Raw genomic sequence first — 20,398 nt, 5'->3', positions numbered from 1 at the left:
AACCGATGATTTTGAGGCTATTTATATTATTTCTAAATTTATTTTTACTTGCGTTTAGCTCTCTGTTGCTCCTGTAATCTTTGCTGTTCTTGAGCTTTTTCCATCATTTCACGCATCCTTTTTTGGAACTTACCTTCCTTTTTAGGCTTCGCTTTGTTGGCTTGAATCTGTGCGTGAATGGTTTTTTCATCTAAAATCCAATACTTAATCACTAGAATAATGATAATATTGATACCGTTAGACACAAAATAATACCAAGATAATCCAGACGCCGCAGAGTTCAAGAAAAATAAGAACATTACTGGGAAAATATACATCAAAGGCTTCATATTAGGCATACCTTCCTGCGTTGGTTGTTGCATATTACCCGCCGTCATTACGGTATATATCAATAATACTGCTGTACAAGCCAAAGCAAAAATACTGATATGCTCTCCCAAAAATGGAATATGGAATGGTAACTTTATTAAATCATCATAAGCCGTTAAATCGGTTGCAAACCAAAAGCCTTTCCCTCTTAAATCTAACATATTAGGGAAGAAACGGAATAATGCATAGAATATAGGAATTTGTAACAATGCTGGTAAACACCCCGCCAACTGATTAACACCAGCCTTTCTATACACCTCCATCACTGCTTGTTGCTTCTTCATTGGATCGGCGTCTTTGAGTTTGGCATTTACTTCCTCTATTTCAGGACGAATCACTTTCATCATTGCACTCAACTTATGCTGTTTGTACATAATTGGAGAAAGTACCACTTTAACCAAAATAGTCATTAGGAAAATTACCCAACCCGCAGCTATTCCCCAAGATGAAATCATATTATACATCGGGATAAATATCCAACGGTTCATTGTTCCTATAAAAGACCAACCAAGAGGAATGATTTCATCAAAGTTCTTATCAAAAGTCTTTAATAATTTTAAATCCAACGGTAAAAAGTACCACGAAAAACTTTGATTAAATTCTCCTCCTGTAATTTCCAACTCTCCGTTGAAATCAAATTTCTTAAGATATTCCCCTTCCTCAATTATATCCTGATGACCTGTAGAGTTTTTAAACCCATTCTTGGCTTCTATAATAGGTGTAAAAAACTGCTGTTTAACCGCTAACCAATTTAAAACTTCTTTAGTTTCGTCCATAGAAGTTCTGGCATCATAGTCGGTGCTTTTATAATTATTAAAAGCGTAAACAAACTCTGTATGTTGTTGCTCCTGAGCTCTACCTTTTTCCTGCTCTTTAGGTGTATAGTTCCAAACGAAACTTGCTTTATCTCCAGAAACAATAGACGACAACCCTTTAGTCGCTACTTGAAAATCAACCTGATAATCTTTTAAAGTATAAATAAACTGTACAATAGCTCCACCGTTTAAGACACTCGTCATAGTTACCGTATTCCCATTAACTTGAGGCGTAAACACCAAATCTTTGGTGTTAATCTCTTTGCCTGATTTATCTTTAAATTTAAAACCATACGAAGAATTATTACGCTCTATAAGATATAATGGTAAGTCATTTTGGTTGGTTTTCTTATTATAAGCTTTATAATTATTCATCAATAGAGAAGAAATCTGACCTCCAAGTCCACTAAACTCCACCGATATTTTATCATTTTTAAGGCTTATTTTTTGTATTTCGTTAGCTTTAACAGGCAGATTGGTGGCTTTTACAATATTGTTAGTCGCTCCTACCTTCTGCTCTGTGGCAACTTGTTGTTGCTCTTGCCCAGTCTGTTGCTTTTGAAAGTATAACATTACTCCTAATAAAAATAGAGTAAATACCACAAAACCAATCAACTGGTTTTTGTCTAATCCATTATTCTGTTGCATCATCAATAAATATATTTTTCAGTTAGAAATTTTTATTAAAGGAAGTTTCCTTTTTTTCAGACTGCGAATTTAAGTTTTTTAATTTAATTACTTCCCTTTATGCTCAACCGCTGCTTTTACCAAGGCTTTAAACAATGGATGCGGTGTTGCTACAGTACTCTTATACTCTGGATGATACTGCACTCCAATATAGAATGGATGCTCGTTAAGTTCTAACGCTTCCACTAAACCTGTATCTGGATTGAATCCTGTAGGAACTAGACCTTTGTCTTCATAGTCTTTTTTGAATTCACTATTGAACTCATAACGATGACGATGACGCTCCGAAATGTTTTTGCTATCGTAAATCTCTGCTAATTTAGAACCCGATTTAAGTGTACATTTCCAAGCTCCAAGTCTCATAGTACCTCCTTTTTCCACTACATTCTTTTGCTCTTCCATTAGAGAAATCACAGGGTAAGCCGTAGTAGTATCAAACTCCATAGAGTTAGCCTTTTCGTAGCCTAGTACATTTCTGGCAAATTCAATCGTCATAATCTGCATTCCTAAACAAATTCCTAAAAGAGGAATTTTATGTTCTCTTGCATATTGAGCGGCAAGAATTTTACCTTCTATACCTCTATCTCCAAACCCAGGAGCTATCAGCATCGCATCTACCCCTTTAAGGATTTCTGAAACCTTGCCTTCCTCCAAATCTCCACTGTATACCCAACGGATATTAACTTCCGTCTCCAAATCTGCTCCAGCGTGTATAAATGCTTCTACTATAGATTTATAAGAATCTTGTAAAGACACATACTTACCTACTAATGCTATCTCTACCGATTTTTTAGGATTTTTATATTTCTTTAAAAATGTTTTCCAACTTTTTAAATCAGCCTCAGTATCGTTTTTAAGGTCTAGAGCTTTTAGAACCACCTCATCAAATTTTTGTTTCTGTAGTTCTATTGGAACTTGATAGATGGTTTCAGCATCCATACACTCTATCACATTGTCGCTAGGCACATTACAGAATTGAGCTAGCTTAGCACGAACATCTTTCGGGATTTTATGCTCCGAACGACATACCAGCACATCTGCCTGAATACCACTTTCCATAAGTTGTCTCACGGAATGTTGGGAAGGTTTAGTTTTAAGTTCACCACTCGCTGCTAAATAAGGCAAGAGCGTTAAATGGATTACCATTGAATTATGTTCTCCTAACTCCCACTTGAGCTGTCTTACAGACTCTATGTAAGGCAGAGACTCTATATCTCCCACAGTACCACCTATTTCGGTGATAATAATATCGTAGTTCTTTTGAGCAAGGATTTTAATTCTTCGTTTAATTTCATTGGTAATATGCGGAATTACTTGCACTGTTTTGCCCAAGAAATCTCCCTTTCTTTCTTTCTCTATAACAGTCTGATAAATACGCCCAGTAGTTACATTGTTATTTTGAGACGTTGGTGCGTCCAAAAATCTCTCATAATGCCCCAAATCTAAATCGGTTTCTGCACCATCTTCGGTTACATAGCACTCGCCGTGTTCATACGGATTAAGAGTACCTGGATCTATATTGATGTAAGGGTCTAACTTTTGAATAGTTACTTTAAAGCCTCTGGATTTTAGTAATAAGCCTAGTGATGCAGATATAATGCCCTTTCCTAGTGAAGATGTAACACCTCCTGTAACAAAGATGTATTTAGTATTTTTTTTACTCATTAGTTTAGGTTTGTGCAAAGTTATAATAAATGAATGATGTAGACAATCTTAATGAAAGATTTATCCTAAATAAAGTCCTCATCAAACATAAAAAAACTCCGATGATTCTACTCGGAGTTTTTAGCTTTATTTTAATTAAATGCTCTATTTAGCTTGTAATTTTTCTCTGATTTTTGCTTCTAGCTCTTCTGCGAGTTCAGGATTATCTTTGATGAGTTCTTTTACCGTATCACGCCCTTGTCCCAATTTTGTATCCTGATAGCTGAACCAAGAACCACTCTTTTGGATAATATCTAAATCTGTAGCCACATCTAAAATCTCACCAACTTTAGACACGCCTTCTCCGTACATAATGTCAAATTCAGCACTCTTAAATGGTGGAGCTACTTTATTTTTAACCACTTTTACTTTAGTTCGGTTACCTATAACCTCGCCAGACTTGTCTTTAATCTTACCTGTATCACTCAACGAGCGTCTGATATCTATCCTTACAGAAGCATAGAATTTAAGAGCGTTACCTCCCGTTGTTGTTTCAGGACTACCAAACATCACCCCAATTTTGTCTCTCAACTGATTGATGAAAATTACAGTACATTTTGTTTTAGAAATAGAAGAGGTTAACTTTCTAAGTGCTTGAGACATCAATCTTGCGTGAAGCCCCATTTTAGAATCCCCCATATCTCCATCAATCTCTGCTTTAGGCGTAAGTGCCGCCACAGAGTCTACCACCACAATATCCACCCCACCAGAACGGATAAGGCTATCTGCAATTTCTAATGCCTGCTCTCCATTATCTGGTTGAGACACGATAAGCTCTTCTAGATTGATGCCTAATTTTTCAGCATAGTGCATATCAAAAGCGTGTTCTGCATCTATAAATGCTGCAGTTCCTCCTGCTTTTTGAGCTTCTGCAATTGCGTGAAGCGTTAATGTAGTTTTACCAGAAGACTCTGGACCGTAGATTTCTACAATCCTACCCCTAGGATAACCACCTACCCCTAAAGCCAAATCTAGCCCTAAAGAACCTGACGGAATAACCTCTATATTATGGTCTACCGTACCATCACCTAGTTTCATAACGGTACCTTTACCATAGGTTTTATCTAGTTTTTCTAATACGGCTGCTAATGCCTTTTTTTTATCATCGTTAGGACTTGTTGTTTCAGTCTTTGCCATTGTTAATATAATTTACCCCAAAAATACAAAAAAGAATTAGACTACAATAATATCATATTCATCATCTCATTTTACCAACACAAACAATCAACTGAATTACAAATCCTTAAATGGAATTTTGAGTTGTACATAAACTTTTTTCTGAGATGGCGTATTCAAACTAGACAAAGACAATCCCAAAAGCCGAATGGCTTTATCATAAGGGCGAAGACTCCACAAAAAACGAGCAGTTTGATACATTTCTCCCTCTGTTTCAAAATACCAATCTTGAGTTTTGGAACGCGTAAAAAGTGAAAAATCTTTATACTTTATTTTAAGCGTCAACGATTTACCTTTAACTTTCTTTTTCTCTATCCTTCTGTATAATTCTTGGGCTAATCTCATCAATTGCTTATCTATATCTTGCTCGGTATCAATATCATCTGCATAAGTATGTTCTACCCCTACACTTTTGGCAATCCTATGAGGTTTAACTTCGCTTCTATGTACGCCCCTGGCAATATCATAATAATGCCCTCCCATTTTTCCAAAATGAGTTACCAAATACTCCAAAGACTTTTCTTTTAAATCTTTGCCTTTATAAATTCCCAATTGGTACATTTTGTTTGCCGTTACATTTCCTATCCCATAAAACCGTTCTATGGGAAGGTTTTCTAAAAAGGAAAGCACTTTAGTTGGGTGAATTGTTTTCTGCCCATTAGGTTTATTGATATCAGAAGCTACCTTAGCCAAAAATTTATTTACCGAAATCCCCGCCGAGGCTGTAAGTCCAGTGGCTTCAAATATCTTTTGTCCTATTTCTTTAGCTATTAAATTAGCCGAAGCTATGCCCTTTTTGTTATGAGTAACATCTAAATATGCTTCGTCTAGCGAAAGAGGCTCTACCAAGTCGGTATATTCAAAAAAGATGGCTCTTATTTGTTCGGAAACTTCTTTATACCTATGAAATCTAGGTTTAACAAAAATTATCTGTGGGCATTTTTTCTTTGCTACAACACTAGACATCGCCGACCTTACGCCGTACTTTCTCGCTTCGTAACTTGCAGCAGCCACGACTCCTCTATGCTCTCCTCCTACCGCCACAGGCTTCCCTTTAAGCTCAGGGAAATCTCGTTGCTCCACAGAGGCATAGAAAGCGTCCATATCTATGTGTATGATTTTTCTGTAAAACTGCTCCACGAAACAAATATAATGGATAACGACATAAAAAAATCGCTTTTCATAACAAAAAGCGATTTTTCTTTTATTTTAAAAACTGTAAGTCTTATTCTGCACTAGAAAGCGTTGCACATAGGAACTCCCTGTTCATTCTTGCAATGTTTTCAAGAGAAATTCCTTTAGGACATTCTACTTCACAAGCTCCAGTGTTAGAACAGTTACCAAAGCCTTCCTCGTCCATAGCTGCTACCATTTTAAGAACTCTTCTCTTAGCCTCTACTCTACCTTGTGGCAATAGTGCATACTGAGATACTTTAGCCCCCACAAATAGCATTGCAGAACCGTTTTTACATGTTGCCACACAAGCACCACATCCTATACAAGCTGCAGCATCCATTGCTTTATCTGCATCTTCTTTAGGTACCGGGATACTGTTAGCATCGGTAGTGTTACCAGAAGTATTTACAGAAATAAATCCTCCTGCAGCCATAATTCTATCAAAGGCACTTCTATCTACCACCAAGTCTTTAATTACCGGGAAAGCAGCACTTCTCCATGGCTCTATATGAATAGTTTCACCGTCTTTAAACATTCTCATATGTAGCTGGCAAGTTGTAATCCCTGTATCAGGACCATGAGCTCTACCATTGATGTATAACGAACACATACCGCAAATACCCTCACGGCAGTCGTGGTCAAAAGCAACAGGCTCTTTACCTTCGTTTACTAAATTTTCATTGAGCATATCTAACATCTCCAAGAATGACGAATCAGGAGAAACATCAGAAATCTTATAAGTTTCAAATTGCCCTTTTGATTTATTATTTTTCTGTCTCCAAATTTTTAGAGTCAGGTTTAATCCTTTTTTTGCACTCATTTTACTATTGTTTTTATTGGAGATTATTTATAACTTCTTGTTTTCACTTCTATATTCTCGTAAACCAGTTCTTCTTTGTGTAAGACTTCCTGATTGATGTCTTCTCCTTTGTATTCCCAAACTGCGGCATACTTATAGTTCTCATCATCTCTCTGTGCTTCTCCGTCTGGAGTAGAGTATTCTTCACGGAAGTGTCCTCCGCAAGATTCGTTTCTGTTAAGTGCATCCATTGCCATAAGCTGACCTAGCTCTAAGAAATCCGCCACACGGAATGCCTTTTCTAGTTCAGGGTTCATACCATTAGCTTCCCCTGGAACTCTTACATTTTGCCAGAAATCTTTTCTAATTTCTTCAATTTCTTGGATAGCTTCTTTCAAGCCTTGCTCATTTCTAGCCATACCCACCTTGTTCCACATTACATTTCCTAATTTCTTATGGAAATAATCTACAGAGTGAGTTCCGTTATTATTGATAAAGAAATTAACTTTCTCTTGTATTTCTTTCTCTGCTTGTTCAAAAGCTGGTGTATCTGTAGGAATTTGCCCCGTTCTAATATCCGCAGAAAGATAATCTGCTATTGTATAAGGCAATACGAAGTACCCATCTGCTAAACCTTGCATTAGAGCAGAAGCTCCAAGCCTGTTAGCACCGTGGTCTGAGAAGTTAGCCTCTCCAATCACAAAGCAACCTGGTATTGTAGACATCAAGTTATAATCTACCCAAACACCACCCATAGAATAGTGTACCGCTGGATAAATCTTCATTGGCGTTTTATACGGATTATCCGCTGTAATCTTTTCATACATTTGGAATAAGTTTCCGTACTTTTCTTCTACCCAAGCTTTACCTAAATCGTAGATTTGTTGCTCTGAAGGATTGTGTAGGTTTCTTTCTAAAGCCGCTTCCTTACCTTTCTTCATTATTTCGGTAGAAAAGTCTAGGTAAACACCTTCCTTAGTTTCGTTATTTTCGATACCAAAACCAGCATCACAACGCTCTTTAGCTGCTCTAGAAGCCACATCACGAGGCACTAAGTTACCAAACGCTGGATATCTTCTCTCTAAATAGTAGTCTCTATCTTCTTCTTTGATATTTTCAGGTCTTAGCTTACCTTCTCTAATAGCTACAGCATCCTCCATCTTTTTAGGAACCCATATTCTACCAGAGTTTCTCAAAGACTCAGACATCAACGTCAGTTTAGATTGCTGTGTTCCGTGAACAGGAATACAAGTAGGGTGTATCTGAACGAAACAAGGGTTTGCAAAATAAGCTCCTTTCTTGTGGATTTTCCAAGCTGCAGAACAGTTAGATCCCATAGCATTTGTAGAAAGGAAATAAACATTACCATAACCTCCAGAAGCAATAACTACTGCGTGTGCAGAGTGTCTTTCTATCTCTCCAGTTACTAGGTTTCTCGCAATAATCCCTCTTGCTTTTCCGTCAACAATTACCAACTCCATCATTTCATGACGGTTGTACATTTTAATTCTACCTTTACCTATCTGACGGCTCATCGCAGAATAAGCTCCTAGTAGAAGTTGCTGACCTGTTTGTCCTTTAGCATAGAAAGTTCTTTTCACCTGAACCCCACCAAAAGAACGGTTATCCAATTGACCTCCGTAATCTCTACCAAAAGGAACTCCTTGAGAAACACATTGGTCTATAATATTAGCAGAAACTTCCGCTAGACGATAAACGTTAGCCTCTCTAGCACGGTAGTCTCCCCCTTTAATAGTATCGTAGAATAATCGGTAGATAGAGTCTCCGTCTCCTTGATAGTTTTTAGCGGCGTTAATACCTCCTTGAGCCGCAATAGAGTGAGCTCTTCTAGGAGAATCTTGATAACAAAATGCTTTCACATTATAACCCTGCTCCGCTAAAGTAGCAGCAGCAGAACCACCTGCTAACCCTGTTCCTACCACGATAACATCTATCTTATCACGGTTGTTAGGGGCTACTAGGTTCATGTGATTTTTATGATTTTTCCACTTGTCCGCCAATGGACCTGCTGGAATTTTAGAATCTAATATACTCATTTTTAGATATTTTAAATTAAATGATTTAAATTTTAAATTGACAAAAACTTAAAATCTAAATTTTATTGAGTTACGAAATGAAATACTGCCACAAATATAAAACCTAGTGGAATAAGGATAGAATACCACTTCCCTAAAGCCATAATACAAGGTGTATACTTAGGGTGTCTAGCTCCTATAGACTGGAACGAAGATTGGAAACCGTGTGCTAAGTGTAACCCTAAAAGCACAAAAGAAACCACATAAAAAGCCACTCTAACAGGGTTAGAAAACTTCTCGTGTAATTCTTCCCAAAAACGAGCAACATCGCTAGGATCTCCTTCTCCAGGAATGTACTTGTAAGTCATCTCATGCACCCAAAAATCATACATATGAAGTGCTAAAAATGCCAAAATAACTGCTCCAGAAATAATCATATTTCTAGACATCCACGAAGAGTTAGCCTTAGCACCATTCACTGCGTATTTCACAGGTCTAGCTTTGTTATTTTTAGCTTCTAATACAAACCCCATCACAAAATGAAAAAACACAGCAAAAATCAAAATTGGCTGCATTAAAAATTGTACAAAAGGATTGTATCCCATAAAATAAGACGCTTGGTTAAACGCACTCTCGCTAAAAACGGAAAGCATATTAACCGAAAGGTGCATCACTAAAAACACTAACAAAAATATTGCTGATAGTGCCATTGCATACTTTCTACCAATCGTAGAACTTGTTAAACCTGCCATATTGAGTTTATTATTTTAAATTTTCACAAAGTTAAAAAAATGTTAAGTTTCTTAAAAATGAGAAACATCAGAAATACACAGTTTATAATCTTTCTAAATAAAATATTTAATACACCATAAAGGCTATTGAGACGGATACCTTTTTCCATTAAAAATAACCTCATTTACTTCTTCAGACATCATTTTTACTTTATAACTTTCAGCTCTTTTAGAAATCACATAAGGTTTTATGAGATAACTTTCTAACATCTCTAAATTATCTTTATCTGACACCCAAAAATACACTTTCCCTTTATCCAAAACAGAGAACACTTTAGTGTGATAATGATAATGCCATCTCGCTTCTTTATCGTGATAAGCTCTAACATCTAACCCCATTTTAATCCCGAAAAATAAAAGTACAGAAAACATCAACTTCATAAAACCTCTCCATCTAAACCGAACCAATATTTCTCTTAGAAAATAAAGTCCTACCGCCAAAGCTCCCATCTCCCAAATACTCAACGGTATATCTTGAAAATACCCTAGCTCTATTTTACCAAAGAAACCTATCAGCCATAGCAACGCTTTAATCAGCCAATCATAAGCAAAAGATAGCCAACTCCAATAAATACCTAAACCAAAAACGATTGTCATTAAAAATGATAGTATAATCACAATTTCCATCAAAGGAAGTACTACAAGATTAGCCAAAATAGACCACGCCGAATACTGATGAAAATAGTAAATCACAATAGGTAGCGTCCCAAGTTGTGCCGCCGTGGACACAGTAAAAGTATAAAGTAATAGTTTTTGAATTTTGTTTTTAGGATTTGGAAAAAGACGAATGATAGGTTTATTAAACCAATAAATCCCCAACACCGCAGAAAAACTCAACTGAAACCCTACCGAAAACAATTCTTGTGTATCTACCATCAGAATCCCCAGTCCTGCTAAGGCTAAAGCGTCCAAAACTTGAGGTTTTCTTTGCAAAAGAACAAAACCAAAATAAACAGTGAGCATAATACAAGACCTAACAACAGAACTTCCCCAACCGATAAACCAAGCAAAAATCCAAATTAACACCAAGCTAAACAATATTACGCCTGTCCTAAATTTTGCTGGCACAATCAAACTCAGTAGCATATAGATCACCCCAAAGATAATTGCAATATGCGACCCAGAAATGGCTAAAACATGTGTTAAACCACTTCTCCTAAAATTGGTATTTGTTTCTGCATCTACCTCTGTTCTATCAGCTAAAACAATTCCTTTTAGGAAAGCTCTAGTTTGTTGTGAAAGCTTTTCGTTTTTATCTATATTACTAAGGAGTTCCAGTCGCCATTGTTTCATTTTTTCGGAGAAAGTAAGCTCTGATTTTGGCGCTTTGTGTAAATCCTTAGCATAAGCTCTATAATAAACACCTTTCCTTGCTTGAAATTTGGCATAATCAAACTGGTAATTATTTTTGGAAGACTCCAACGGATATAAACTGAGTTGAGATTGATAATAGTGTTTATAATCCAATTCTTCCAAATCTTTTGGAACGGATAAAACTGCTTTAAAAGGTTGATTTTGATGAAATGCTGTTATTTCATAGCGTTTATTTTTAACCGTTGAATTCAGCTTTTGTTCAATTTTAAAAACGAGTTCTTCCTTTTTAGAAACACTCGACAAAACTGACTTTTCCGAATTAAGGTAATGAGTAAATACTCCAAAACAAAGAAAAAAGATATTGAGCAACCAAATTCTAATTTGAACTAACCAATCTGCTTTTACCCAAATTAACCCAAGGCTAATAACTCCTAATGTAGCTATAAGATTGAGCTGTTGCCACGAAAACCCATTAAGGTCTTGCAAAAAGACACCTAATGAAAAACTTATAAAAAGGCTAAAAAGAATTTGCTTTTTCACTTTGATAAACAAACTGATACAGGATACCAAATTAAGCAAAAAATCAATTCAGCCAAACAAAATATTACTTAATTATCCAATAGCGAACCTAGTACACCTCACCATTAAAAGTATGAGTACAACAATTGCAAAATTTTTGCATATTAGATTTATTTAATTCGGGCGCACATTTTTGCAAAATGTTGTTTTCATCAACAAATAGCCCTGAAAAATAACTAGACTCTCCTATTCTCACAAACTCTTGCTTTTCATTTTCCGTTAATGCTACCATCCAAAAGATAGGCTCAGTTTTATCAAGTCGTGATTTAGCCTCACTAAAAACACTATCCCAATCTGAACCTACCTTTGACAGCAAAAACCTAAAGAGAGGTGTATAGTCTAATCCTCTTTCTACACCTCTCTTCATTTTTCCTTTACCACCTTGTTGATTTTCGTCTCTTCTATTATAATCTTGCCCGAAGTGATTACGAACACCATAGGTAGTTGTATTTACTTTTCTAAACAGCTTTTTCTTTTCCTTATTCATTACACCTGAATAACACCTAAATTAAATCTCTCTGTAATAGGCGAATGATTGGCTGCTTCTATCCCCATAGAAATCCATTTTCTAGTATCTAACGGACTAATAATAGCATCTGTCCACAATCTTGCCGCTGCATAGGTGGCTTCAGTTTGTTTTTGATATTTTTTTGATATTTCTTGTAAGATTCCGTTTCGATCTTCTTCGGTAATTTCTTTACCTTTCTTTCTAAGGGTAGCTTCTTGTATCTGTGCTAATACTTTAGCCGCTTGAGCACCTCCCATTACTGCAAGGTCTGCCCAAGGCCAAGCCACGATAAGACGAGGGTCGTAAGCCTTACCGCACATCGCATAGTTACCTGCTCCATAAGAGTTACCCGTAATAACGGTAAACTTAGGCACCACAGAATTAGACACCGCATTTACCATTTTAGCACCATCTTTTATAATGCCACCGTGCTCTGATTTAGACCCCACCATAAAGCCCGTTACATCTTGTAAAAACACTAACGGAATTTTCCTTTGGTTACAGTTTGCAATAAATCGGGTTGCTTTGTCCGCCGAATCGGAATAGATAACACCCCCAAACTGCATTTCTCCCTTACCGCTTTTTACCAGTTTCCTTTGATTAGCTACAATCCCCACACTCCAACCGTCTATTCTTGCCGTTGCACATATAATAGACTTACCATAATCTGGCTTATACTCCTCATACTCCGATTTATCTACTAGACACTTTATAATTTCGTGGGTATCATACTGCTCCGACCTAGCCGCAGGTATAATACCAAATATATTTTCAGGATTTTCTTTTGGTAAAAAACTTTCCGTTCGGTCAAATCCTGCCTTTTCAAAATCTCCGATAGATTTCATTATGTTTTTAATTCTATCCAAGGCATCTTTATCATCTTTAGCTTTATAGTCGGTAACTCCAGAAATAGAACAATGCGTAGTAGCTCCGCCTAGTGTTTCGTTATCTATACTTTCTCCTATTGCTGCTTTTACTAGATAACTTCCCGCCAAAAATATAGAACCTGTTTTATCTACAATCATAGCTTCATCACTCATAATAGGCAAATACGCTCCTCCTGCAACACAGCTCCCCATCACTGCAGAGATTTGGATAATCCCCATAGCACTCATTTTGGCATTATTTCTAAATATCCTTCCGAAATGCTCTTTATCAGGGAAAATTTCATCTTGCATAGGCAGATAAACCCCCGCCGAATCTACTAAATAAATAATTGGCAAACGATTTTCCATTGCAATTTCTTGAGCTCTAAGATTTTTCTTACCTGTAATAGGAAACCACGCTCCAGCCTTTACCGAAGCATCATTAGCCACTACAATACACTGCTTACCAGAAATGTACCCTATCTTAACCACTACACCAGCACTAGGACACCCCCCGTGTTCTTCATACATTTCAAACCCTGCGAAAGCCCCTATCTCTATGCTATCTTTATTATCATCTAAGAGGTAATCTATACGCTCTCTAGCCGTCATTTTACCTTCACTTCTGAGTTTTTCTAAGCGTTTTTCTCCCCCTCCTTTCTTTATTTTAGCTAATAACTGATTGATTTCTGAAAGTTTCAATCGGTTTAAATCTTCATTTTTATTGAATTGCAAATCCATAGGTTTCCTATTTTTTTTAGTCCTTAAAGATAATAGTTTTTATGAAAACAAAAAAGAGGTTGCCCTAAACTAAGACAACCTCTTATTTATTTATAAGATAAGCACTCTAATTAACTTCCTTGTAAAGTATTGTAAACACAGGAAAGTGATCGCTATATCCTCCTGTAAATTTATCCCCATTCCAAGAGCGGAATGGATACCCTTTAAAACTACCTTCCTTGTTGATAAGATAAGCAGGTGCATAAACTTCCGTTCTAAAAATAGAATAAGAAGCATCTTTTGGACTAACCAAATTTTCAGAAACTATAATTTGGTCGAACAAGTTAGGAGCATCGCGATATGCTAAAGACGCCACCCCCTTCTTATACAAAGGATACATTAAGTTTAGATAAGGATATTCTGGGCTTAGCTCTTTGGTACTTCCTACTGCTTTTAAGTAATTCTTCAAACTACTACTAATGGGATCATCATTAAAATCTCCCATAGCTACCAATTTGGTATTAGCATCTAAAGCCCTTACACTATCCATCTGTACTCTTAGCAACTGAGCCGCAGCATTTCTTTTAGGAAGAGAAACGGCTTCACCTCCTCTTCTAGACGGCCAGTGATTGACAAAAAAAGCAACTTTCTCTCCGTCTAAATATCCTGAAACCACCAACAAATCACGAGTATACTCTCTCTTTCCTTCCTCATTATATATTTTGAGTTCTTTTTTAGTACTATAAGTAGGGCTGAATCTTCTTTTCTGATAAATAAGTGCTACATCTATCCCCCTGTAATCATAGGAATTATAATGAATTACTCCATAATCAAATTTCTTTAACGCTGGTTGTTTTACCAAATCTTCCACTACTTGGCGATTCTCCACCTCAAGAAGCCCCACCACTACTGGAGCGGTCTTGGTAACCGAAGCTCCTAGCTCAGAAATAACTCTAGCAGCATTAGCTAATTTTTGATTGTAAATACTTGAGTTATAGTTTTTAGCACTCTTCGGCGTAAATTCGTCCGAAGAACCTTGAAAACGTACCACTTTTTTACCTATAAGCTTAGAATCCGACCACTCACCTCGATAATCCTCACGCTCCAAATATTTTACCGAATCTAGTGGTATACTTCTATGGAAACGAGGGTGATTAGGAGCTAGCGTTCCGTCTATATAATCTGCAGACTGAATGGTGTCCCAAAGGTTTTCTACATTATAGAACCCCACAGTTGCCATTCTTTTCAACTTTCCAGTTTGAGAAAAACCAGTAAAAAAAAGTCCCAATACTAATAAAGAGAATATCTTTTTCATCTTCATTTATTTTTTAAGTTTTAATATCAAAGCAAAGTTAGTGATTTTGAGGCGAACAGTAGATTAAAATTAATTTTAATTAACATCGCATAAGACACCAACATCGATAAACCCCTTATCCAATGGCTTATTTATTCAATCGTGATAAAAATCACATATTAAAAATTCTTAATTCTGTTAAAATTTACCAAAAAAATGGGTTAATTTTGTGGATTGAATAATCAACTTATTCAAAAACTAAAAATAAGAATGTTATGATTAAGAAATTATCATTAGTCTCTATGTTCTGTTTATTGCCTGCATCTTATTACTATGCACAAACCACAGTCTATGCGTATGTGAAAGATGCCGATGGAAAACCCATTGAAAATGCAGTAGCCGACCTAAGAGAAGTCAATGACGATGTAAAGGCAGACAAAATTGGATATTTCCAATTTGTAGATTTAAAACCTGGACATTACCAAATGGTAGTAACTCAACCTAACTACGAAACCAAAGTCCTAGAGTTTGATGTTTTTGAAAATGAAAAAAGAAAAGACTTGGGGATTATTACTCTTTTTTCTAACCTTAAAAATTCGGAATTAGGAGTAGTATTGCTAGATGACAATAGCAATATGGACGAATCCTCTTCACAAGCAACATTAGGATTATTACAGTCTTCTAGAGATGTATTTAGTAATGTTGCCGCTTTTGATTTAGGATTCTATTGGTTCAGACCAAGAGGTATAGATGGTAGAAGAAGCGAGGTTATGATGAATGGTATCTCTATGGAAAATGCCGATAATGGTAATGTAGATTATGGCAACTGGGGAGGGCTTAATGAAATCACAAGATACCCTGAAATTGCAGTAAACCACTCTCCTTCTGAATATGCTTTTGGAGGCGTTGGCTCTGTAGTCTATAAAAACATGAAGGCAAGTGAATACCGTAAAGGATTCCAATTTACCCAATCTCTTACTAACAGAAACTATCGTAATAGAACTTCCTTAAGATACTCTTCTGGAATGAATAAAAAGGGTTGGGCATTTACTGTAATGGGAGCTAGAAGATGGGCACAAGAAGGGATACAAGAAGGTACTTTCTATGATGCTTACGGCGCTTACCTAGGAATTGAGAAAAAAGTAAACGATAAGCATACTCTTACTTTAAACTTAATAGGCTCTCCTTACCGTAGAAGTACTGCTAGCCCTAACACCCAAGAGGTAATAGATTATAATGGTGTACATTACAATGCTTTCTGGGGATGGCAAGATGGCGAAAAGAGAAGTGAAAGGGTAAGACAAGGATTCCAGCCTATATTACAACTTACAGATTACTGGAAAATAAGCAGTAAATCTCAACTTTGGACTACTGTTTCTTACCAATTTGGTAAAGATAAAGTGTCTAGATTAGACTGGTACAACGCTCAGAACCCATCACCTCTATATTACAGAAATCTTCCTAGCTACTTCGCAGGGTTAGCTAATCCTACTGCTTCTGATATAGCTCAGCTGGATATAACTAAAAACAGATGGGAAAGTAACGACCAAAACTACACTCAAATCAACTGGGATAGACTTTATCTTGCTAATAGAAACAGAGAGCAAGCCGTTTACTTCCTAGTGAATGATGTTAATGATGACAAAGTTTGGAATGTAGGAACTCACTTTGTTCATAATTTTTCTGACAAGACACAGCTATTCATCAACGCTTCTTACAGAAATTATTCATCAGACCAATACAGAGAAGTAAAAGATTTACTTGGAGCACAATATGCTCTTAACGGAGATCCTTTTGCTGCTACTAACCAACCTAAACTTTCAGGTTTATTCAACGAAGGTGAAGAAAACACTCATAAAAAAGTAGGTGATAAAATTGGCTACGATTACACCTTCCGAAGACAAGAAGCCAAAATAAATCCAGCCCTAAAGTTTAGTGCAGGTAACTTTGATGTTTTTGTATCCGCACTCGCTGCACACATTACTAATAGCAGAGAAGGGCATTTCAACCATTACCTTTACAAAAATGCATTAGGAAAGTCTGAAAATCATGACTACTGGAACTTTGGTCTAAAAGGTCAATTAATCTACAAGTTAGATGGTAGACATTTCTTAGTGTATAACGGTGCTTACTATTCTCAGGCTCCTTACCTAAACAATTTATTCATCAATGCAAGAGCTAATAGTGCCATTGCACCTAACATTAGAAGTGCTGTAGTAGCCGCTAATGATATTAGCTATATGGTATCATCTCCTTTTGTTAAAGTGAGAGCAACAGCATTCCTTATTGACACTCAAAATGACACTAATGTACAACGTTTCTTTGCTGACGGAATCAAGCTAGATGGTGTAGATAGCGAAGGTAATGCTACTAGTGCTAGAAGTGCATTTGTAACCCAAGTAATGTCTAATGTAAACCGTAGAAACATGGGTGGTGAGTTAGGCATAGAGGTTAAAGTTACTCCAACAATTACTGTTAATGGTATCGCAAACTACGGTAAGTACATTTACACTAACAATCCTGAAGTGTATTTTGCTTCAGATGCGGTTGGACTATTCCCTAACGGTAAGTTATACACTAGTTACGGAACTTCTTATATTAAAAACTTTAGACAAGGAGGTACTCCTCAAGAGGCTTACTCTTTAGGTATAAAATATAGTTCTCCAAAGTATTGGTGGGTAGGTGCTAACTGGAACTATCTTGGCAATAACTTCCTTGACCCTTCACCTTTAATTCGTTCCGATTTCTTTGTTAACAACCCTGCAACAGGAACGCCATACGCTGGTATTTCTGAGCAAGAATATAGAAGAGTAAGTGCTCAAGTTAAACTTCCTGTAGCTTACTTCTTCAATATCAACGCTGGTAAATCTTGGATGTTAGGTAAATATTATGTGCTTATTAGTGCTACCGTAAACAATGTGCTTGACAATACCAAGTATGCTACTGGCGGTTTTGAACAGACAAGAAATGTAAACTTTGCAGACTTTAGAAGAGACTACGATAGAGAGTATCCTAATTTTGCACCTAGATATTTCTTTACTCAAGGTAGAAACTACTTTATCAACCTACAGGTAAGATTCTAAATTTTATTTTTAACATTTAATACAATTAAAATGAAAACAACAACATACTTAAAAATTTCGTTAATAGCTTTATCTGGTTTTGGAGCATTAACTTCTTGCGTGCAAGATGACAAATTTGATACACCTGCAATCCAATGCAGCAATCAATTTGCTGAAGCTAATATTACCATTAAAGATTTTAAAGCATTAGCACCAACTCCTGTTAACTTTGTAAGTAACTATGTTGTTCCTAATGGAACAGATGATGCTCCTGTAATCTTTGAAGGATATGTAGTTTCTTCTGACGAAGGTGGTAACTTCTACAAACAACTAACCATACAAGACAGCCCAGAAAATCCTACCGCAGGTATCCAAGTGGCTATCAATAAAACTTTTCTATACACAGACTATCCAGTGGGATCTCATGTAAGAGTTAAAGCTAATGGTCTTTCTGTAGGTATAGACAGAGGTGTTGTTAAATTAGGATATGTAAACCCTACTGGGCAAATACCAGAAGGTAACATGAGAAACTTCATTACTGGCGTTTGTGGTGGTAATACCATGGATATTAAAACTATTACTCCTAGAGTAGTAAATTCTATCGCAGATGCTATGAAAGATGAATATATTAACACTTTAGTTACTATTAAAAATGTACAGTTTGCTGAAGCTGATGGTAAGGTAACCTATGCAGACGCTGTTAATAACCAAACCGTTGATAGAACTTTAGTAGATAAACAAGACAACTCTGTAATCGTTAGAAACAGTGGGTTTGCACGCTTCGCAGGAACTACTTTACCTACCAAGAGCGGAGACATTACAGTAGTTGTTAGCAAATATAACTCTACATGGCAATTCTACATCCGTGATTTAAACGATGTTAAATTTGAACAAGATAGATTCGTAAGTGCTAAAAATGTTTTAGGTGGTGATGCACCTGTATATAGCAAAAGTATAGCAGAAACTTTTGATAATGTTACTACAGCTACCAATTTCAAAAGAATTGCAGATTCTAAATACGTCAACTACTCTGTACTTGGAAATCGTTTCTGGGAGCAAAAAGCATTTAGCGGTAATAACTATATCCAAATAAGTTCATTTAAATCTAACACAAATGTAAATGCTTATTTTATTGTTCCTGCTGAATTTACAGGAGCTTCTAAACTTTCTTTCCAAACGAAAGACGGCTACTACACTGGGGAGACTCTTAAAGTATATTACACCACAAAGTACACTCCTGGTGGAGAAGTAAACAAAGCAGACTTAGTAGATATTACTTCTAAATTTACTTTCTCAAAAGGGAATGTTAATGGCTACGCAGTAGATTGGGTAAACAGTGGGGAATTTACTATCCCTATTACAGGAAAAGGTTACATCATCTTTGAATATGCTGGAACAACTACTGTAACTACAACTATACAGCTAGACAACATTACTTTAAAATAATAAATTAAACATTTTATTTTAAAAACTAAAGCTACTTCAATTGAAGTAGCTTTTTTCATTATCTTTGCGATAGTTCACAACTATAAAACTATTCTTTATCTTTGCATTAGCAAATTTAAAAAAAGAAAAAGAATCATTATGAAAAAAAGAATCATTAAAATTGGAACAGCGTTGGTACTAGCTATTTCATCAGCATTTTTAGTAAGTTGTAATAAGGATAGAGAAGAAGGAAATGGTTGGGTAGATGTTTATAATACAGAAGAGGATAAATTAGTAGGGTTTTGGAGATATTCTGAATGTATTACTGAATATGGAGGTAGAGCTAAAGAAACAGAGTTTTATACTTATAAATTTTCAAAGTGTGGGTGGGAAAAAGAAATAGATTTTTCTAATACTGACACTCCAATTTGTACTATGACTGCTATATGGGAAGATAAAGATTCTCAAACAGGGTGTAATAGAAATGAAGAAAAATATAAGTACAAACTGGAGAATAAAAAACTAATATTAGATAATGGGGTGGAGAAGATTGAATATGAAATAGTAAGTATGGATAGAAGAAAGATAGTGTTCAAGTATAGAGATGATTTTAATGAGGATAATATTGAAGATGTTGCCACCTTTACTATATTATCAAAGCATTTAAACTAAAGGCAAAAAAGCCGTTCCTTTTAAGGGAACGGCTTTTCTGTATACTAATATTATAATTACCACGGAGCTACTGGAAAACTATCATCAGGTTGACCTCCCCTATGATTATTATTTAACTCAACAGTAGGAATTGTATACACATCTCCGTTTTCAAGAGTTACAACCATTTCCATAGATGTTTTTACAGGATTATTTTCCCTTTGAACGCCCATCCACAGATTTCTTAGTAGTATCTCACAAAGTGTGTAAAGTTTAAACTATCGAGGGTTGCAACCCTCGATAGTTTTTTTATTAACTTTAAATTTTTATACACGATGAACAAAGCAGATTTTTTAAACGACGATTTTTTTAAACAATTCCAAAGCGGTGAAGAACTTACCGATTTTTTGAAGTCCATTCAAAAGC

Annotated in this window: 15 protein-coding genes; 3 read left to right on the top strand and 12 right to left on the bottom strand. The window is 36.0% G+C overall.

Annotation, left to right across the window (positions count from 1 at the left end):
* Window positions 1-44 precede the first annotated feature (44 nt).
* From yidC to GXW81_RS07525, 11 genes are all read right to left on the bottom strand, one after another.
* Window positions 45-1,835, bottom strand: coding sequence for a membrane protein insertase YidC (yidC, locus tag GXW81_RS07575; RefSeq protein ID WP_161531830.1), 1,791 nt, complete (start codon window positions 1,833-1,835; stop codon window positions 45-47).
* A gap of 84 nt (window positions 1,836-1,919) precedes the next feature.
* Complete coding sequence (locus GXW81_RS07570) at window positions 1,920-3,536, bottom strand: CTP synthase (RefSeq protein ID WP_161531829.1); 1,617 nt, start codon at window positions 3,534-3,536, stop codon at window positions 1,920-1,922.
* A gap of 144 nt (window positions 3,537-3,680) precedes the next feature.
* On the bottom strand, window positions 3,681-4,712 hold the full coding sequence (recA, locus tag GXW81_RS07565; RefSeq protein WP_161531828.1) for a recombinase RecA: 1,032 nt from the start codon (window positions 4,710-4,712) through the stop codon (window positions 3,681-3,683).
* Window positions 4,713-4,808: 96 nt separating this feature from the next.
* The gene (dinB, locus tag GXW81_RS07560; protein WP_161531827.1) at window positions 4,809-5,891 is read right to left on the bottom strand and encodes a DNA polymerase IV; all 1,083 of its coding nucleotides are present in this window, start codon (window positions 5,889-5,891) and stop codon (window positions 4,809-4,811) included.
* An 85-nt stretch (window positions 5,892-5,976) separates the two neighbouring features.
* Window positions 5,977-6,747, bottom strand: coding sequence for a succinate dehydrogenase/fumarate reductase iron-sulfur subunit (locus GXW81_RS07555; RefSeq protein ID WP_004918231.1), 771 nt, complete (start codon window positions 6,745-6,747; stop codon window positions 5,977-5,979).
* A 23-nt stretch (window positions 6,748-6,770) separates the two neighbouring features.
* Window positions 6,771-8,783, bottom strand: a complete 2,013-nt coding sequence (locus GXW81_RS07550; RefSeq protein WP_161531826.1) for a fumarate reductase/succinate dehydrogenase flavoprotein subunit — start codon at window positions 8,781-8,783, stop codon at window positions 6,771-6,773.
* 62 nt (window positions 8,784-8,845) lie between these two features.
* Window positions 8,846-9,514: a succinate dehydrogenase cytochrome b subunit gene (locus tag GXW81_RS07545; RefSeq protein ID WP_013446918.1), complete on the bottom strand. Its 669-nt coding sequence runs from the start codon at window positions 9,512-9,514 to the stop codon at window positions 8,846-8,848.
* Between the two features lie 123 nt (window positions 9,515-9,637).
* Window positions 9,638-11,407: a ComEC/Rec2 family competence protein gene (locus tag GXW81_RS07540; protein ID WP_260393574.1), complete on the bottom strand. Its 1,770-nt coding sequence runs from the start codon at window positions 11,405-11,407 to the stop codon at window positions 9,638-9,640.
* Window positions 11,408-11,495: 88 nt separating this feature from the next.
* Window positions 11,496-11,933, bottom strand: coding sequence for a hypothetical protein (locus tag GXW81_RS07535; RefSeq protein ID WP_161531824.1), 438 nt, complete (start codon window positions 11,931-11,933; stop codon window positions 11,496-11,498).
* The gene (locus GXW81_RS07530) at window positions 11,933-13,561 is read right to left on the bottom strand and encodes an acyl-CoA carboxylase subunit beta (RefSeq protein ID WP_161531823.1); all 1,629 of its coding nucleotides are present in this window, start codon (window positions 13,559-13,561) and stop codon (window positions 11,933-11,935) included. Before GXW81_RS07530 ends, GXW81_RS07535 begins: the two co-directional genes overlap by 1 nt.
* A 106-nt stretch (window positions 13,562-13,667) precedes the next feature.
* Window positions 13,668-14,861, bottom strand: coding sequence for an endonuclease/exonuclease/phosphatase family protein (locus GXW81_RS07525; protein WP_154137824.1), 1,194 nt, complete (start codon window positions 14,859-14,861; stop codon window positions 13,668-13,670).
* Between the two features lie 248 nt (window positions 14,862-15,109).
* Between GXW81_RS07525 and GXW81_RS07520 the strand changes: the two genes are divergently transcribed.
* From GXW81_RS07520 to GXW81_RS07510, 3 genes are all read left to right on the top strand, one after another.
* The gene (locus GXW81_RS07520; RefSeq protein WP_161531822.1) at window positions 15,110-17,917 is read left to right on the top strand and encodes a carboxypeptidase regulatory-like domain-containing protein; all 2,808 of its coding nucleotides are present in this window, start codon (window positions 15,110-15,112) and stop codon (window positions 17,915-17,917) included.
* A 30-nt stretch (window positions 17,918-17,947) separates the two neighbouring features.
* Entirely contained in the window at window positions 17,948-19,342 is a 1,395-nt protein-coding gene (locus GXW81_RS07515) for a DUF5689 domain-containing protein (protein ID WP_161531821.1), read from the top strand.
* Window positions 19,343-19,480: 138 nt separating this feature from the next.
* A complete protein-coding gene (locus GXW81_RS07510) occupies window positions 19,481-19,993 on the top strand; it encodes a hypothetical protein (protein WP_161531820.1) in 513 nt (170 codons plus the stop codon).
* Between the two features lie 56 nt (window positions 19,994-20,049).
* Here the strand turns inward: GXW81_RS07510 and GXW81_RS07505 are convergent, their stop codons facing one another.
* Complete coding sequence (locus GXW81_RS07505; protein ID WP_161531819.1) at window positions 20,050-20,205, bottom strand: hypothetical protein; 156 nt, start codon at window positions 20,203-20,205, stop codon at window positions 20,050-20,052.
* Window positions 20,206-20,398: the final 193 nt, after the last annotated feature.

The sequence above is a fragment of the Riemerella anatipestifer genome, from assembly GCF_009932355.1.
In the GTDB taxonomy this organism is placed as follows: Bacteria; Bacteroidota; Bacteroidia; order Flavobacteriales; family Weeksellaceae; genus Riemerella; species Riemerella anatipestifer_E.
Note: the sequence above shows the minus strand (reverse complement) of the source record. Positions and strands in the feature narration are given on the sequence as shown.

What these genes read in the sequence shown, in the direction of transcription:
- yidC (WP_161531830.1), bottom strand. Translation starts at nt 1,835, where the DNA reads ATGATGCAACAGAATAATGGATTAGACAAAAACCAGTTGATTGGTTTT.
- GXW81_RS07570 (WP_161531829.1), bottom strand. Translation starts at nt 3,536, where the DNA reads ATGAGTAAAAAAAATACTAAATACATCTTTGTTACAGGAGGTGTTACA.
- recA (WP_161531828.1), bottom strand. Translation starts at nt 4,712, where the DNA reads ATGGCAAAGACTGAAACAACAAGTCCTAACGATGATAAAAAAAAGGCA.
- GXW81_RS07555 (WP_004918231.1), bottom strand. Translation starts at nt 6,747, where the DNA reads ATGAGTGCAAAAAAAGGATTAAACCTGACTCTAAAAATTTGGAGACAG.
- GXW81_RS07550 (WP_161531826.1), bottom strand. Translation starts at nt 8,783, where the DNA reads ATGAGTATATTAGATTCTAAAATTCCAGCAGGTCCATTGGCGGACAAG.
- GXW81_RS07545 (WP_013446918.1), bottom strand. Translation starts at nt 9,514, where the DNA reads ATGGCAGGTTTAACAAGTTCTACGATTGGTAGAAAGTATGCAATGGCA.
- GXW81_RS07535 (WP_161531824.1), bottom strand. Translation starts at nt 11,933, where the DNA reads ATGAATAAGGAAAAGAAAAAGCTGTTTAGAAAAGTAAATACAACTACC.
- GXW81_RS07530 (WP_161531823.1), bottom strand. Translation starts at nt 13,561, where the DNA reads ATGGATTTGCAATTCAATAAAAATGAAGATTTAAACCGATTGAAACTT.
- GXW81_RS07525 (WP_154137824.1), bottom strand. Translation starts at nt 14,861, where the DNA reads ATGAAGATGAAAAAGATATTCTCTTTATTAGTATTGGGACTTTTTTTT.
- GXW81_RS07520 (WP_161531822.1), top strand. Translation starts at nt 15,110, where the DNA reads ATGATTAAGAAATTATCATTAGTCTCTATGTTCTGTTTATTGCCTGCA.
- GXW81_RS07515 (WP_161531821.1), top strand. Translation starts at nt 17,948, where the DNA reads ATGAAAACAACAACATACTTAAAAATTTCGTTAATAGCTTTATCTGGT.
- GXW81_RS07510 (WP_161531820.1), top strand. Translation starts at nt 19,481, where the DNA reads ATGAAAAAAAGAATCATTAAAATTGGAACAGCGTTGGTACTAGCTATT.
- GXW81_RS07505 (WP_161531819.1), bottom strand. Translation starts at nt 20,205, where the DNA reads ATGGGCGTTCAAAGGGAAAATAATCCTGTAAAAACATCTATGGAAATG.